Genomic DNA, 15,261 nt, shown 5'->3' on the forward strand with positions numbered 1-15,261 from the left:
ACTACCTTGATCGCATCATCGTGGCTGCTGGTCGCGTTTCCCGCGCTCGGCGCCCTCGTCCTGTTGGTCGGTGGTCACCGCACCAACGCGTGGGGGCACCTGCTGGGCTGCGCGACGGTCATCGCGTCGTTCGTCTACGGCTTGGCGCTGTTCTTCAGCGAGTCGCTGTCCGAGGCCGCCGACACGACGGTCTATTCGTGGATCCCCGTCGAGTCGTTGCAGGTCGACTTCGGACTGCGCATCGACCCGCTGTCGGTGACGTTCGTCCTGCTGATCACGGGTGTGGGTGCGCTCATCCACGTCTACTCGATCGGCTACATGTCGGACGACGCGAACCGGCGCCGGTTCTTCGGTTATCTCAACCTCTTCGTCGCCGCGATGCTGGTGCTGGTGCTCGGCAACAGCTTCGTGATGCTGTACCTGGGTTGGGAGGGCGTCGGCCTCGCCTCGTACCTGCTCATCGGGTGGTACCAGGACCGGCCCGCGGCGGCCACCGCCGCGAAGAAGGCGTTCCTCATGAACCGGGTCGGCGACGTGGGACTCGCGCTGGCCATCTTCCTGATGTTCAAGTACATCGGCAGCACGAACTACGCCGAGGTGTTCGCCGGGATCGGCGACCTGTCGCCCGCCGTGATCACCGCGATCGCGTTGCTCCTCCTGCTGGGTGCGTGCGGTAAGTCGGGTCAGTTCCCGCTGCAGGCGTGGTTGCCGGACGCGATGGAGGGCCCGACCCCGGTGTCGGCTCTGATCCACGCGGCCACGATGGTCACCGCCGGCGTGTACCTCATCGCGCGGTCGTCGCCGATCTACAACCTCACCGAGGACGGGCGCCTGGTCGTCACGATCGTCGGTGCGTTCACGCTGCTGCTCGGGGCGATCATCGGCTGCGCCTACGACGACATCAAGAAGGTGCTGGCCTACTCCACGGTGAGTCAGATCGGGTACATGATGCTGGCCGTCGGGCTCGGCCCGGTCGGCTACGCACTGGGTATCGCGCACCTGCTGACGCACGGCTTCTTCAAGGCGGGTCTGTTCCTCGGCGCCGGGTCGGTCATGCACGCCATGAACGACGAGGTCGACATGCGGAAGTTCGGTGGCCTGGCGAAGAAGATGCCCATCACGGCCGCCACGTTCGGCCTCGGCTACCTCGCGATCATCGGGTTCCCGTTCCTGTCCGGGTTTTGGACGAAGGACGCGATCATCGAGGCCGCGTTCGGCCAGGAGGGTTGGCGCGGCTGGGTGTTCGGCGGCGCGGCTCTGCTGGCCGCGGGCATCACCGGCTTCTACATGACGAGGCTCGTGCTGCTGACGTTCTTCGGAAAGGAACGCTGGCGCGAGACGACGTCCGCCGACGGTCGCGCGTTCCAGCCACACGAGTCTCCACCGTTGATGACGGCGCCGATGATCGTGCTGTCGGTCGGGTCGGTCGCCGCGGGTTTCCTGCTGATGTCGGGCGACACGCTCGCCGAGTTCCTCGTGCCCTCGGTGGGCCCGCTGATCGAGGCCGAGGGCGGTGTCCTGCCGCACGCGCTGGTGCCCTGGCTGACCGTGGGCCTGTCCGCGGTCGGTGTGCTGGTGGCGTGGTTGCTGTTCGGTCGGCGGCCCACGCCGGTCGAGCGGCCGGAGAACGTGGCCTGGCCCGTCCGGGCCGCCCGTAAGGACCTGTACGGCAACGCCTTGAACGAGGCGCTCGTCGCGACGCCGGGCCTGTGGCTGACCCGGTTCGCGGTGTTCCTCGACAACCGCGGGGTCGACGGCGCGGTGAACGGGCTCGCCGCGGTGTTCGGTGGCGGCTCCAGCCGCCTGCGCAGGATGCAGACCGGGTTCGTGCGGTCGTACGCGTTGTCGATGCTCGGCGGGTCGTTCCTGCTCGTCGCCGCACTGCTGTTGGTGAGGTTCTCATGAGTTGGCTCGTTGCCCTGATCCTGCTGCCGCTGGTCGGCGCCCTCGTGGTGGCCGGCCTGCGGAACAACGACCGGGCGGCAACACTGACCGCGCTGGGCGTGTCCGTCGCGGAGCTGCTGCTGGTCGTGCCCACCTGGCTCGCCTACGACCCGGGTGGCGACCGCATCCAGCTGGCCACGTCGGTCGACTGGATCCCCGCCCTCGGCGTGCACCTGTCGTTCGGTGTGGACGGCATCGCGCTCGTCATGATCGCGGTCATCGCGTTGCTGGTGCCGGTGGTGATCGGTGCGCTGAACTCCACCGACCGGCTGCCCGAGGGACGCAGCGCGGGCGGGTTCCTCTCGCTGATCCTGCTGCAGCAGGCGCTGACCATCGCCGTGTTCGCGGCGACCGACGTGTTCCTGTTCTACGTCCTCTTCGAGATCATGCTCGTGCCGATGTACTTCCTCATCGGCTTCTACGGTGGACCGAAGAGGCAGTACGCGGCCGTCAAGTTCTTCCTCTACTCGTTCCTCGGCGGGCTCATCATGCTCGCCTCGGCCATCGGCGCGTACTCGCTGGCGGTCGACGAGCTCGGTGAGGGCACGTTCGACTGGGCCACGCTCGTGTCGGTGGTGAGCGACGCGCCGCTTCAGACCCAGATCTGGCTCTTCCTCGGGTTCTTCCTCGCCTTCGCCATCAAGGCTCCGCTGGTGCCGTTCCACACGTGGCTTCCGGACGCCGCGGGCCAGGCGCCCATCGCGGTGACGGTGCTGCTGGTGGGTGTGCTCGACAAGGTCGGCACGTTCGGTTTCCTGCGTTACAGCCTGCCGATGTTCCCGGACGCGAGCGTGGAACTCGCCCCGATGGTGCTCGTGCTCGCCGTGCTCGGCGTGATCTACGGATCGATCCTCGCCGCGGGACAGCAGGACATGAAGCGCTTCGTGGCGTACGTGTCGATCGCCCACTTCGGATTCATCGCGCTCGGCATCTTCGCGTTCACGCCGCAGGCCACGGTGGGGTCGGCGACGTACATGCTGAACCACAGCCTCGCGACGGGCATGCTGATCCTCGTCATCGGGATCGTCGCCGCACGCGGCGGTTCGACCCGGATCTCCGACTACGGCGGCATGTTCAAGCTGACGCCGATCCTCGGCGGCATGCTCCTGCTGGCGGGGATGTCGACCCTGTCACTGCCCGGCACGAACTCGTTCATCAGCGAGTTCCTCGTGTTGCTGGGTGCGTTCGACTCGCGCCCGGTGTACGCGATCATCGCCACGGTGGGCCTGGTGCTCGCCGCCGCGTACGTGCTCTGGCTGTACCAGCGGATCATGACGGGGCCGGTGCGGGGCGCCGCCCTCGTCGACGTGTCGGACGGCCCACTGCCACCGGACGGTGGCAGCACCGTCGGGAGCGGGGACGGCGGTACGGCGACGGCCGTCGCCCCGGAGAAGACCGAGACCACGACCCGCAAGGCGATCCGTGACCTGTCCGGCAAGGAAATCGCGGTGCTCGCACCGCTCGTCGTGTTGATCGTCGGCCTCGGGTTCTTCCCGCAGCCGGTGCTCGACACGGTGACACCGTCGGTGGAAGCGACACTGCAAGCGGTGCAGGAAAGGTAATCCCAGCCGTGTTGAACCTTCATCTCGCCCAGCAGGGGCCGATCGAGGCGCCCGCCATCGATTTCCCGGCCATCATGCCGTTGGTGATCGTGCTCGGTGTGGCGTGCGTCGGGGTGCTGCTGGAGGCGTTCCTGCCGAAGCACCAGCGGTGGACGGCGCAGGTCGCACTGAGCCTGCTCGCCGTCGTCGGTGCCGGTGCGGCGCTCGCGCTGTACCTCCCGGACGCTCCCGAGCACGGCACGACGACGTTGAGCGGCACACTCGCCGTCGACGCGCCCGCCCTGTTCCTGTGGGGCACGTTGCTCGCCCTGTCCGTCGCGGCGCTGCTGCTCATCGCCGACCGCACGGTCGAGCGCGGTGGTGCTTTCGTGGCGGAGGCGGGCATCAGCCCCGGCACGTTCCAGGACAAGGAACAGGCCAAGACCCAGTCGATGTCGACGGAGGTCTTCCCGCTCACGCTGTTCGCGCTCGGCGGCATGATGGCGTTCACGGCGGCCAACGACCTGCTCACGATGTTCGTGGCGCTCGAGGTGCTGAGCCTGCCGCTCTACCTGATGTGTGCGCTGGCGCGCAGGCGGCGGCTGCTGTCGCAGGAAGCGTCGGTGAAGTACTTCCTGCTCGGCGCGTTCGCGAGCGCGTTCTTCCTCTACGGTCTCGCGCTCCTCTACGGCTACGCCGGTTCGGTGCGGCTCTCGGAGATCGCGAACGCCACCGCGGGCACCGACCGTTCCGACACGCTGCTGTTCGCCGGGCTCGGTCTGCTCATGGTGGGTCTGCTGTTCAAGGCGTCCGTGGGCCCGTTCCACACGTGGACGCCGGACGTCTACCAGGGCGCGCCGACGCCCATCACCGCCTTCATGGCCGCGTGCACCAAGGTCGCGGCGTTCGGCGGCATGCTGCGCGTGCTGACGGTCGCGTTCGAGTCGACCCACTGGGAGTGGCGCGGTGTGATGTGGGGTGTCGCCATCGTGTCGATGCTGATCGGCGCGGTGCTGGGCCTCACGCAGACGGACGTCAAGCGCATGATCGCCTACTCGTCGATCGCGCACGCCGGGTTCCTGCTCATCGGCACGATGGCTCTGACGGACGCCGGGCTGTCGGGAACGCTGTTCTACCTGCTCGCGTACGGCTTCACCACGTTGGCCGCGTTCGGGGTGATCTCGCTGGTGCGCGACGGCAGCGGCGAGGCCACGCACCTCTCGGCGTGGGCGGGCCTGGCGAAGCGCTCGCCGGTGTTGGCGGCCACGTTCACGTTCCTGCTGTTCGCGCTCGCCGGGATTCCCCTGACCAGTGGGTTCGTGGGCAAGTTCGTCGTGTTCTCGGCGGCCCTGTCCGACGGCATGGCGCCGCTGGTGGTGATCGGTCTGGTGTTCAGCGCGGTCGCGGCGTTCTTCTACCTGCGCGTCGTCGTGCTGATGTACTTCTCCAAGCCGGCCGAGGACGGCCCCACGGTGAGTGTGCCGGGCACGTTCACCACGGCGGCCATCACGTTGGGTGTGGTGGTGACGCTGCTGCTGGGCATCGCGCCGACGTTCGCGCTCGACTGGGCCGGGGCGGGTGGCTTCTCCCTCACGTCCTGAGGTGAGGTCGAGCTGACCAGCTGTCGCTGAAGGGCACCTACGCCGATGTTCGGGCGTAGGTGCCCTTTCACGCGGATTCGTTCAGTCCAAGGTAGCTCGGAGGTCGACCATGCTGGACGTGAGCCCGCGGGGGCTTCCCGGGAACACGGTGATGTGGTCACCGTCGCGGTGAAGCCCGACTCTGCCGAGGTCGACGTCGAGGTAGCACACGGTCCCCGGGGCCTCGCGGCGTTCGCTGCCGTCCGGGTGTCGTGCGACGTGGAGGTAGCCGAGCCCGTTCGCGGGCCGGGAGAGCAGATCGTGCAGGGTTCTCCCGTCGCTGTCGTCGGGTTCTCCTCGCAGCTGACGCGTGTGCACGCGGAAGGGCTCGAAGGAGGGGACGTCGGCGGGCGGAAGGGTGTCGACGAGCACGGCGGGCAGGGCGCGGGCGGCGGTGAGGTCGAGCTGGACGCGTTCGCCGGTTCGCACCGCGACGACCACCGATCGGCCGCGTGCGGCGACGAGCGAGTGGTGCTGGTCCTCGCTGGAGCGCACGTGGGCGAAGTACTCGGTGTGCGGTCGCGCGAGCACGTGCAGGAGGTCTTCGAACTCGGGGGAGAACCGGTGTCCCTCGGCCAGGCCCGCAGCGGCGAGTTCGGCGGCGGCTTCCGTCGCCACGGTCGGCGCCGCGGACGGCGGGACGTATCGGGCGCCACCCGAGAAGACCGCGTGTGCACTGTGGCGCCCGATGGTCGACAGCGCGTCGAGGAGCGTGTGCAGGGCCAGCTCGACCGTCACGGTTCACCTCGACGGATTGTCGCCGACGACGGGTGGCGCGGTCTTCGGCAGCGGGTCCTTGTACGTGTCGTCGGGATCGGGGTCGCGCAGGTACGCGGGGCGGCGCCGCTCCTGGTCGGCACCACCACTGGGACGACCGGTGGCTCCCGGCGGCATACCGGCGGCACTCCGCGCCGATACGCCGGGGGCGGTGCCTGGTGTGGATGTCGTGCCGGAACGGCTGCGGCCGGAGTCATCGGGTCCGCCGGCCCCGACGCCGCCACTTCCCCTGCCGGGTGACGGGATCGGTCGCGGTGCGGGATTGCCGACCCGGCCGTGTGGGTCGGTGGTCGCGACCGCGTCGGGGTGTTGTCCCGGAGCGAGGATTGAGCCGTGTCGTCCCGAGCCGAATGCCTCGCCGGTGGAGAGGGGCGGTTCCGGGACAGGGGACGGTGACGTGTGGGCAGCGGCTGGGGTGACGCCGCTCCGCGCGGGTGCCGGGCCGCTCTCGGTCGGCGTGCCCACCGACTCGGTCAGCCGGTCGGGAAAACCGGCCGGGGTGGGGGTGGATGTGCGTGGCGAGTCGGAGTGCTCGGAGTGTCGGGTGTGCGAGAGCTCGGCAGCCGACTCGATTTCCGCCGCCGGAGGTGCGGGCGGAGGTGGACCGACCGCGTTGTCCGAGGCCGTTGCACTCGGATCTGTCCGCCGGATGGTGAGCGCTTCGGCGGACAGCAGCGGCGAGTAACGGTGGGGGGTCGCGTCGCTGTTGGCCGTACTGGCCTGGTGGTAGGAGCGGAACGCGGCGACGTTGTTCGTGGCATCGCGGTCGTAGGCCTGCAGTCGCTCCCGGTAGGAGTCGTCACCGAGCAGGCTGCCGATCACGTCGTCCTTGGTGGGTGCCGGCGGCTGAGGCGGCACGGGCACGACGCTGTCGTGGACTCGGGCGAAGGCGGTGATCTGGTCGGAGATCGTGCGGTCGAGGCCCTGCAGCAGTGCGCCGTCGGTCTCCGACGCCAACGCGAGCGGCATCGCCAGCACGGCGGCGCGGCTTCCCGCATCACCTTCCCACTCCCGATCGGTCTCGTCGGCGGCGGCGCGGACGTCGGCGGCGAGGTCGGCGAGCGCTCGTCGGAGTCGGGTAGCGGCTTCGGCGGCGGCGGCCAACTTGCGGGGGCCCTCGCCGCTGGTGACCTGCTCGTAGATCTCGGTAGCCGTGAGCGGTTCTTCGAATGCCATGATCACCCGCTGTCAGTTGGTTGCCTTGATGTTGTCGATGACGGCGGTGGCCACCTCGTGTGCGGCGTCGCAGGGATCGACTCGCCCGACGGATCCGTCGCCGAGATAGACGTCGATGTTGACGTAGTCGGAGTCGCTGGTACCGACGGTGATGAGACATTCACCTTCGTCGCGATTGTCGACGCCGCCGTACGAGACCGCGGGATAACCATTCACCGGTTCCGCCTCGTCGAAGAACGCGTGCACGTCCCTGTTCCGGTAGATCGCAGTCAGACCTTCGTCGGTGAGCCGGGGATAGGTGATCGAAATCTGGGCGTTGCTACGCATGCCGGAATACCAGGAACAGGACGGTCCCGAGCTGTTTTCTGTCCCCAGCTCTGTTTCCGCCGGGTTGCCGAGGTACTCGATGACTTGGTCGTCTGTCAGTGAGACACATGGATCGGCGAGGAAAGGCTCGAGCGTGAGCGGAACATCGACTTTCGGGACAGTCGGTGCTTGGAGAGCCGTCGAGAGTGGCCGCGAATCGAGCGAAGTCGACGGCACGACCGGCGCTGCGTCGCCCGGCGTACTCGAACAGCCTGCGACGAGTGCAGTGACGGTTAGTGGCACCGCGGCTCTGAGGTGCTTCATTCGAACTTGCCTTTCTCCTGTGTCACCGTGGCTTCGGCATCGTCCTCGGCGTTGACGTATCTGCCGTGCGCTGCGTGGAATTTGTCTCTCAAGTCCTCGCAATACCTGGCGCGCTCACTCAAGGCCTGTTGCAGAGCTTGACCGGAGGCTCGCAATCTCTCGGCATGGTTGGTACTCGCGTACTCGAGCCCGGGCCCTTCCACTGACACCAGATCGCGACCCAGCCGCACGGCTTCCGTGTACCGATGGGCCAAGTCGTCCCACATCGCCGCGAGGCGTTCGAGGCTGTCGGCGTCGAAGGCGAAGCCGTCGCCGTCACGGACGGCTTGAGCGATCACGGCGTTGCTCACGTCGGCCCGGAAGAGCAAGAGATCTCCTGCTCTGGGCACTGGAAAGAGCGGTGTGGCGGTCTGTGGCGTGTAGACGGAGTCGGCTGGATGAACGATGCCGTCGATCTCGGTCACGGATACCCCCATTGGTGTGACCTGGCTCACTGCGTGGTGCCGCAGGGCAATCTAGCGCAGTCGTCCGCGGGCTCGGGCTCGATCGAGGGTCCGGTTCACCTGAAATGACGCGCGCGTGTAGCACGATACATCGCCGTGTTGTGGTTCTCACGAAGTGGCGAGCGACCTGCGGGTCATCAGCCCGCGACCTCCGCCCATTAGGCTGGTGAGGACCGTGACCACAGGGCCGAAAGGGCGGAGCCGACGTGTCAGTGCGTGATGGCACCATCGACGAGTTGCGCGCTGCAGTCGGGCTGCAGATCGCGGACGAGGAGCTGCTGCGGACGCTCGTCGCGGGGCTGGACGACGTGGAGGCCGTTCTTCGCGGCGTCGCCAGCAGCGACGTCGCGGCCATCGACGAGGCCGCGCGCCACCTGGTGGACGCCGGAGGCAAACGCTTCCGTCCCATGTTCACACTGTTGGCGTCGCAGTTCGGTCCCGGCGGCAGCCGGGACGCCGTGATCACTGCGGCCGCTGCCGTGGAACTCGTGCACCTCGCCACGCTGTACCACGACGACGTGATGGACGAGGCGACGATGCGCAGGGGCGCCCCGAGCGTCAACGCGCGCTGGGACAACAGCGTCGCCATCCTGACGGGCGACTATCTGTTCGCGCACGCGTCGCGGTTGGTGGCCGATCTGGGCACCGACGCCGCGCGGATCATCGCCGAGACGTTCGGCGAGCTCGTGACCGGGCAGATGCGCGAGACCGTCGGGCCGCAGCCCGGCGACGACCCCGTCGACCACTACCTGTCCGTCATCGGGCAGAAGACCGGTTCGCTGATCGCGACGGCGGGCCGGTTCGGCGGCATGTTCTCCGGCGCCACGCCGGACCAGATCGAGGCGCTGCGCCGGTTCGGCGAGATCGTCGGGACGGCGTTCCAGATCTCGGACGACATCATCGACATCGCGTCTCCGCCCGAGGCGTCCGGCAAGGCGCAGGGAACCGACCTGCGCGAGGGTGTGCGGACGTTGCCGATGCACTACGCGTTGTCGCACGACCCCGACCCGCGGCTGGTGGAGCTGCTGGCCGAGCCTCTCACCGACGAGGCGCTGGTGGAGGAGGCCCTCGACCTGCTCCGCCGATCGGGTGGTCTCGAACGCACGCGAGCCACGCTCGCCGACTACGCTCGGCGCGCACAGCAGGAGCTCGCGGCGTTGCCGCCCTCGTCGGCGAGGGAGGCGTGCGAGTCGGTCGCCGACTACCTCGTCGCACGGACTCACTAGGAAGGCAACCGTCATGTCCGTTTTCGGTCAGGTCTGGGTGTTCAGCGCGGTCGCCTTCGTGCTCGGAGCGTTCCTCGCCTGGCTGTTCCTCGTGCGGCCCGCGCAGAAGCGCATCGGTGAGCTGCAACGTCGGCTCGCCTTGACGGAGGGCGCGTCGAGACCGGGAACGGCGCAGCGCACGCGGGTGGCGCCGCCGGTGCGCGCCACCGACGGTGCCGACGACAAGGGGCGTGAGCCGGCCACCCCGCCGACGAGGCACTTCGAACCCGCGCCCGACCCCTCGGAGCCGACGCGCGAGGCCACGGAGCACCTCGCCGCCGGTCCGAGCTGGCCCGAACGCGACAGTCTGCAGGGGCGCACGCCGAAGTCCGAGATCGACGACCTCGACGAGGACTTCGCGCGTTTTGACGAGCTCGACGACAGCCTTGACGACGGTGTGGAGGGCAGCGCGGGCGGGCTGTTGAACGACCCGACCACGCGCGCCGTCGACGAGCCCACCCGGATCCAAAGCGCACGCGGTGGAGCGCTCGACGTCGAGCCCCCGCCGGGCACGCCCGACGACGCCGACTCCGGTCGCGGTGGTCGCGGCGGCGGCAGTCTCTTCGAGCCCGCGCCGCTCGACGAGCCGGAGGACACGCCTCCCGCCTACGCCTTCGGCGACAGGCTCGCCGGGGACGACACTCCCGTCGAGCACGAGGAGCCGGTGGAGCGCACGACGATGTTGCCGAAGCGGCAGCCCGGGCGCACCCAGATGGAGAGCTTCGAGCCGGTCAAGCCGAGCCAGCCGTCGATGCGTTCGGTGGACCGCCGCGACCCCGGCCCCCAGCCCGGCCGCGGCGGCTCGCTGTTCGAGCCCACGGTCGCACCGTCCACCGCGGCGCCGTCCGCGCGCGACACCTCCGCCCCGGGCCTCCCGCCCGGTCCCTTCGGGCCCGGCTCGGCGATGCCCAAGCCGGGTGGTGGCCGGCCCTCCGGTGACTTCCCGGTGAAAGCGAGTGTCACGACGTTGCGCTACTGCACCGAGGACTCGCCCGACTACCCGCGCATGGTGGCCGAGGTGTGGTTCCGCAGCCCGGCCGATGCCGAACGCGTCGGGTTCCGGCCGCTGCCTCCGTCAGAATCCTGACAGTCCGAGAACAGTCCGAGAACAGTCCGAGAACAGTCCGAGAACGCCGAAGGGGCACCCACGCGGCTCGTGGGTGCCCCTTCGTTCGTTCGGAGACTCAGTCGACCGTCCAGGTGTCCTTACCGGTCAGCAGCGCCTGCAGGTCGGCGGGCTTGGCCTTCGCGGCCTCCTCCACCTGCGTGCGCGCCAGGTCGTCGTAGGTCGAGCGGTTGACCTGCCGGAAGATGCCCGTGGGCGTGTAGCTGAGGTACTCGTCGCTCAACCTCGACAGCGCGAACGCGTACGAGCTGTCGGCGACGGTCGGGTCGTGCACCACGAGGTTCTCCTCGCCGATCTCGGAGACCTTGCCGACCTCCAGCCCGGCCCAGCCGGTGCGGCCGACGCCGAACTCGCCTTCCGGGCCGAACCGGATCGGCTCGCCCGGCGTGAGGGGGATGATGCGGCGGGCCGACTCGTCGGCGTCCTTCAGCATGTCGAACGCGCCGTCGTTGAAGATCGGGCAGTTCTGGTAGATCTCCACGAACGCCGAACCGCGGTGCTGCGCCGCGGCGGTGAGCACCTCGGTGAGGCCCTTGCGGTCGGAGTCGAGAGCGCGCGCGACGAACGACGCCTCCGCGCCCACCGCGAGCGAGATCGGGTTGAACGGCGTGTCCAGCGACCCCATCGGGGTCGACTTGGTGACCTTGCCCGACTCGCTGGTGGGCGAGTACTGGCCCTTGGTCAACCCGTAGATGCGGTTGTTGAACAGCAGGATCTTGAGGTTGACGTTGCGGCGCAGCGCGTGGATCAGGTGGTTGCCGCCGATGGACAGCGCGTCGCCGTCACCGGTGACCACCCACACCGAGAGGTCGGGCCGCGCGGTGGCCAGCCCGGTCGCGATGGCCGGGGCGCGGCCGTGGATCGAGTGCATCCCGTAGGTGTTCATGTAGTACGGGAAACGGCTCGAACATCCGATGCCGGAGACGAAGACGATGTTCTCGCGCTTCAGCCCGAGTGTCGGCAGGAACGACTGGATGGTGTTGAGCACGACGTAGTCGCCGCAGCCCGGGCACCACCGGACTTCCTGGTCGGACTTGTAGTCCTTGGTCTTCTGCTTCTCGTCGGTCGTGGGAACGAGGTCGAGCCCGCCGAGGGCCGGCAGACCCAGGTCGACTTGGGTCACTTGACCACGGCCTCCTTGCTCGCTGTGCGGTCGGCGATGTCGGTGAACACGTGCTCCAGTTCCTCGGCCTTGAACGGGAGACCCGCGATCTTGGTGTGGGAGTGGACGTCCGCGAGGTACTTCGCCCGCAGCAGCGCGGCGAGTTGCCCCATGTTCATCTCGGGCACGACCACGGTGTCGTACGAGCGCAGCAGCTCACCGAGGTTCGCGGGGAACGGGTTGAGGTGCCGGAGGTGAGCCTGCGCGATCGGGATGCCCTTGCGGCGCACGCGCCTGCAGGCGGCGCCGATGGGTCCGTAGGTGGAGCCCCAGCCGAGCGCCAGCACGCGGGCCTGCCCGTTGCTGGGGTCGTCGACCTCCAGGTCGGGCACGTCGATACCGTCCACCTTGGCCTGACGCAGGCGCACCATCTTGTCGTGGTTGTCGGGGTCGTACGAGATGTTGCCCTTGCCCTCGGCCTTCTCCAGACCACCCACGCGGTGTTGCAGGCCGGGAGTGCCCGGGATGGCCCACTCGCGGGCCAGCGTCTCGGGGTCGCGCACGTAGGGCCAGAACTCGTCGGAGCCGTCGAGCGCGTTGGCCTTGTCCGCGAACGTCACCCGCAGGTCGGGCAGCTTCTCGACGTCGGGGATCAGCCACGGCTCGGAGCCGTTGGCGATGGCGCCGTCGGAGAGCAGCAGCACCGGCGTGCGGTAGGTCAGCGCGATGCGCGTGGCCTCCAGCGCCGCGTCGAAGCAGTCGGAGGGCGAGCGCGGCGCCACCACCGGCACGGGCGACTCGCCGTTGCGGCCGTACATGGCCTGCAGCAGGTCGGCCTGCTCGGTCTTGGTGGGCAGACCCGTCGACGGGCCGCCCCGCTGCACGTCGATGACCACGAGCGGCAGCTCGATCATCACGCCGAGGCCGATGGTCTCGGACTTCAACGCGATGCCCGGCCCGGACGTCGACGTGACACCCAGCGCGCCACCGTAGGAGGCGCCGAGCGCGGCACCGATGCCCGCGATCTCGTCCTCCGCCTGGAACGTGATGACGCCGAAGTTCTTGTGCTTGGACAGCTCGTGGAGGATGTCCGATGCCGGGGTGATCGGGTACGTGCCGAGCAGCACTTGCAGGTCGGACAGGCGGCCCGCGGCCACGATGCCGTACGCCAGCGCCGTGTTGCCGGTGATCTGGCGGTAGGTGCCCTTCGGCAGCTTCGCGGGCGCCACCTCGAACGTCGTCTTGAACGCCTCGGTGGTCTCGCCGTAGTTCCAGCCCGCCCGGAACGCCAGGATGTTGGCCTCGGCGATCTGCGGCTTCGCGGCGAACTTCTCCCGCAGGAACGCCTCGGTGCCCTCGGTGGGCCGGTGGTACATCCACGAGAGCAGGCCCAGCGCGAACATGTTCTTGCAGCGCTCGGCGTCCTTCTTGCCGAGCCCGGTGTCCGCGAGCGCGCCCTGGGTGAGCGTCGACATCGCGACCTCGTACACCTCGAACGCCGACAGCGAGTCGTCGCTGAGCGGGTCGGCGTCGTAGCCGACCTTGCCGAGGTTGCGCTTGGTGAACTCGTCGGTGTTGACGATGATCATGCCGCCCTGGGGCACGTCGCCGATGTTGGCCTTCAACGCGGCCGGGTTCATGGCCACCAGGACGTCCGGGCGGTCGCCCGGGGTGAGGATGTCGTAGTCGGCGAAGTGGACCTGGAAACTGGAGACCCCGGGGATGGTGCCTTGCGGCGCTCGGATCTCGGCGGGGAAGTTGGGCAGCGTGGCGAGGTCGTTGCCGAACGCGGCAGCCTCGGAGGTGAAACGATCACCCGTCAGTTGCATCCCGTCGCCCGAGTCGCCGGCGAATCGGATGACGACGCGGTCGAGTCGGCTGACCTCGGTCGGACGGGACCCCGTGGCCGCCTTCTCCCCGTCTGGGGCGTCGGCACTCCTGACGCCGTCACCGTCGCCTGCGCTAGTGGTCATGGGTCAGCAAATCCCTCTCTCCGGATACCGGCGCACGACGCGCTCATACCTCGACATTACTTGTCGTTCGACAGCCTCGTCGGACCCTGTGATCCGGCTTACCTGTAACCGGCGGTAACACCATACTCCCGTCTCAGACGCTGGAATCAGTGGGCCGGGTTCGGAGGCCTTTCGAGCAGCGTCGACAGCACCACGGTGGACACCGTCCGGTCGATGATCTCCAACCCTCGCAGGCGCTCCAACGCGTCCTCCAAGTGGTGTATGTCGGCCGCCCGCAGATGCACGATCGCGTCGGCCGCGCCCGACACCGTGTACGCGGCGACGACCTCGGGCAACGGCTCCAGATGGGAGCGGATTCGGGCAGGGGAGACGTTGCCGTGGCAGTGGACCTCGACGAACGCCTCCGTGCCCCAGCCGAGTGCTTCCGGGTCCACCACCGCGGTGAAACCACGCAGTACGCCGGTCTCCAGCAGGCGATCGACCCGCCGTTTCACCGCGGGAGCCGACAGACCGACCACCTTGCCGATCTCCGCGTAGCTCGATCGCGCGTTCGCGACGAGGCACGAAACGATACGTTGATCCAACGGGTTCATGCGCAACAAATAGCATACCGATGCGCAACCAATCACAATTGATCGCCGTAATGCGCTGCGCATACATTCGATACATGCGCGTACCCATGCCTCGCCACTACGTGATGTGCCCACCGCGGTACTTCGCCGTGGACTACGCCATCAATCCCTGGATGGATCCCGACGTGCCCGTGGACCCGGAGCGCGCTCTGCGGCAGTGGACGGAATTGCGGGACACCTACCGCAGGCTGGGTCACCTCGTCGACGAGGTGGAACCGCAACCCGGACTGCCCGACATGGTGTTCGCGGCCAACTCGGGCACGGTCGTGGACGGCCGCGTGCTCGGTTCGAAGTTCGCGAAGCCGCAACGCGCAGCCGAGGCCGAGCACTTCCGCCGCTGGTTCGTCGAGAACGGCTTCCGCGACGTCACGATGCCGCAGGAGACCAACGAGGCGGAGGGCGACTTCACCTGGACGGGCCTGCTGATGCTGGCCGGCGCCGGGTTCCGCACCGAACCCGGCGCGCACGCCGAGGCGCAGGAGGTCCTGGGCGTGCCGGTGGTGTCGCTGCGTCTGGTGGATCCGCGCTACTACCACCTCGACACCGCGTTGTTCGTGCTGTCGGAGGCCACCGACGAGCGCCCCGCGCACATCGCCTACTACCCGGAGGCGTTCTCACCGGGGTCGCAGGCCGTGCTGCGCAGGCTCTTCCCCGACGCGGTCGTGGCCGACGCCGAGGACGCCCGCTGCTTCGGGCTCAACGCGATCTCGGACGGGCGCCACGTGGTGCTGCCCGTGGAGGCGACGGCGCTGGCCGAGAAGGTCGCCGCTCAGGGCTACGAGCCGGTGTTCGTGGACATCTCCGAGCTGCGCAAGGCCGGCGGCGGCCCGAAGTGCTGCACGCTGGAGATCCGCAAGTAGCCCGGTGGGTCCCTGACATCGTGTCCGCGCCCTGCGCACGCGTGTTCGCGTCGCACGGTGCGGACACACGTGCGGGAAGTGCGGACACGCGT

13 protein-coding genes are annotated in these 15,261 nt (G+C 68.7%); 6 read left to right on the forward strand and 7 right to left on the reverse strand.

Going from position 1 to position 15,261, the window contains the following annotated elements; all coding sequences use genetic code 11:
* Nucleotides 1-6: 6 nt before the first annotated feature.
* The 3 genes from nuoL to nuoN are packed head-to-tail and all read left to right on the forward strand — an operon-like array spanning nt 7 to nt 5,086.
* Nucleotides 7-1,905 (forward strand): NADH-quinone oxidoreductase subunit L, encoded by a 1,899-nt coding sequence (gene nuoL / locus SACAZDRAFT_RS15035; RefSeq protein ID WP_005443082.1) that lies wholly within the window; start codon nt 7-9, stop codon nt 1,903-1,905.
* Nucleotides 1,902-3,506 carry a complex I subunit 4 family protein gene (locus SACAZDRAFT_RS15040; protein WP_005443084.1) on the forward strand — a complete coding sequence of 535 codons (1,605 nt, stop codon included), beginning with the start codon at nt 1,902-1,904 and terminating at the stop codon, nt 3,504-3,506. Before nuoL ends, SACAZDRAFT_RS15040 begins: the two co-directional genes overlap by 4 nt.
* Nucleotides 3,507-3,514: 8 nt before the next feature.
* On the forward strand, nt 3,515-5,086 hold the full coding sequence (nuoN, locus tag SACAZDRAFT_RS15045; protein WP_005443086.1) for an NADH-quinone oxidoreductase subunit NuoN: 1,572 nt from the start codon (nt 3,515-3,517) through the stop codon (nt 5,084-5,086).
* 81 nt (nt 5,087-5,167) lie between these two features.
* Here the strand turns inward: nuoN and SACAZDRAFT_RS15050 are convergent, their stop codons facing one another.
* Genes SACAZDRAFT_RS15050 through SACAZDRAFT_RS15065 form a run of 4 tightly spaced genes read right to left on the reverse strand, consistent with a single transcriptional unit; the run spans nt 5,168 to nt 8,172 of the window.
* Nucleotides 5,168-5,863 (reverse strand): ESX secretion-associated protein EspG, encoded by a 696-nt coding sequence (locus SACAZDRAFT_RS15050; RefSeq protein WP_005443089.1) that lies wholly within the window; start codon nt 5,861-5,863, stop codon nt 5,168-5,170.
* Nucleotides 5,864-5,866: 3 nt separating this feature from the next.
* A complete protein-coding gene (locus SACAZDRAFT_RS15055) occupies nt 5,867-7,078 on the reverse strand; it encodes a hypothetical protein (RefSeq protein ID WP_005443092.1) in 1,212 nt (403 codons plus the stop codon).
* Between the two features lie 12 nt (nt 7,079-7,090).
* Nucleotides 7,091-7,708, reverse strand: a complete 618-nt coding sequence (locus tag SACAZDRAFT_RS15060; protein WP_040927783.1) for a DUF3558 domain-containing protein — start codon at nt 7,706-7,708, stop codon at nt 7,091-7,093.
* The gene (locus SACAZDRAFT_RS15065) at nt 7,705-8,172 is read right to left on the reverse strand and encodes a hypothetical protein (RefSeq protein ID WP_232286279.1); all 468 of its coding nucleotides are present in this window, start codon (nt 8,170-8,172) and stop codon (nt 7,705-7,707) included. The genes SACAZDRAFT_RS15060 and SACAZDRAFT_RS15065 overlap by 4 nt, the downstream gene beginning before the upstream one ends.
* Nucleotides 8,173-8,417: 245 nt before the next feature.
* Between SACAZDRAFT_RS15065 and SACAZDRAFT_RS15070 the strand changes: the two genes are divergently transcribed.
* Both SACAZDRAFT_RS15070 and SACAZDRAFT_RS15075 read left to right on the forward strand, forming a co-directional pair.
* Nucleotides 8,418-9,437, forward strand: a complete 1,020-nt coding sequence (locus SACAZDRAFT_RS15070) for a polyprenyl synthetase family protein (RefSeq protein ID WP_005443102.1) — start codon at nt 8,418-8,420, stop codon at nt 9,435-9,437.
* 13 nt (nt 9,438-9,450) lie between these two features.
* Nucleotides 9,451-10,563, forward strand: coding sequence for a sunset domain-containing protein (locus SACAZDRAFT_RS15075; protein ID WP_005443104.1), 1,113 nt, complete (start codon nt 9,451-9,453; stop codon nt 10,561-10,563).
* 97 nt (nt 10,564-10,660) lie between these two features.
* Here the strand turns inward: SACAZDRAFT_RS15075 and SACAZDRAFT_RS15080 are convergent, their stop codons facing one another.
* From SACAZDRAFT_RS15080 to SACAZDRAFT_RS15090, 3 genes are all read right to left on the reverse strand, one after another.
* Nucleotides 10,661-11,725: a 2-oxoacid:ferredoxin oxidoreductase subunit beta gene (locus tag SACAZDRAFT_RS15080; RefSeq protein ID WP_005443106.1), complete on the reverse strand. Its 1,065-nt coding sequence runs from the start codon at nt 11,723-11,725 to the stop codon at nt 10,661-10,663.
* A complete protein-coding gene (locus SACAZDRAFT_RS15085; protein WP_005443108.1) occupies nt 11,722-13,677 on the reverse strand; it encodes a 2-oxoacid:acceptor oxidoreductase subunit alpha in 1,956 nt (651 codons plus the stop codon). The genes SACAZDRAFT_RS15080 and SACAZDRAFT_RS15085 overlap by 4 nt, the downstream gene beginning before the upstream one ends.
* A gap of 146 nt (nt 13,678-13,823) precedes the next feature.
* A complete protein-coding gene (locus SACAZDRAFT_RS15090; protein ID WP_005443110.1) occupies nt 13,824-14,270 on the reverse strand; it encodes an Lrp/AsnC family transcriptional regulator in 447 nt (148 codons plus the stop codon).
* Between the two features lie 86 nt (nt 14,271-14,356).
* On the opposite strand from SACAZDRAFT_RS15090, the gene ddaH reads away from it, so the two are divergent.
* Nucleotides 14,357-15,169 (forward strand): dimethylargininase, encoded by an 813-nt coding sequence (gene ddaH / locus SACAZDRAFT_RS15095; protein WP_040927784.1) that lies wholly within the window; start codon nt 14,357-14,359, stop codon nt 15,167-15,169.
* The last annotated feature ends 92 nt before the right edge of the window (nt 15,170-15,261 follow it).

Source organism: Saccharomonospora azurea NA-128 (assembly GCF_000231055.2).
Classification (GTDB): domain Bacteria; phylum Actinomycetota; class Actinomycetes; order Mycobacteriales; family Pseudonocardiaceae; genus Saccharomonospora; species Saccharomonospora azurea.

Excerpts from the sequence above, each read along its gene's own strand:
- SACAZDRAFT_RS15040 (WP_005443084.1), top strand. The coding sequence starts at position 1,902 with ATGAGTTGGCTCGTTGCCCTGATCCTGCTGCCGCTGGTCGGCGCCCTC.
- SACAZDRAFT_RS15055 (WP_005443092.1), bottom strand. The coding sequence starts at position 7,078 with ATGGCATTCGAAGAACCGCTCACGGCTACCGAGATCTACGAGCAGGTC.
- SACAZDRAFT_RS15060 (WP_040927783.1), bottom strand. The coding sequence starts at position 7,708 with ATGAAGCACCTCAGAGCCGCGGTGCCACTAACCGTCACTGCACTCGTC.
- SACAZDRAFT_RS15075 (WP_005443104.1), top strand. The coding sequence starts at position 9,451 with ATGTCCGTTTTCGGTCAGGTCTGGGTGTTCAGCGCGGTCGCCTTCGTG.
- SACAZDRAFT_RS15085 (WP_005443108.1), bottom strand. The coding sequence starts at position 13,677 with ATGACCACTAGCGCAGGCGACGGTGACGGCGTCAGGAGTGCCGACGCC.
- SACAZDRAFT_RS15090 (WP_005443110.1), bottom strand. The coding sequence starts at position 14,270 with ATGAACCCGTTGGATCAACGTATCGTTTCGTGCCTCGTCGCGAACGCG.
- ddaH (WP_040927784.1), top strand. The coding sequence starts at position 14,357 with ATGCCTCGCCACTACGTGATGTGCCCACCGCGGTACTTCGCCGTGGAC.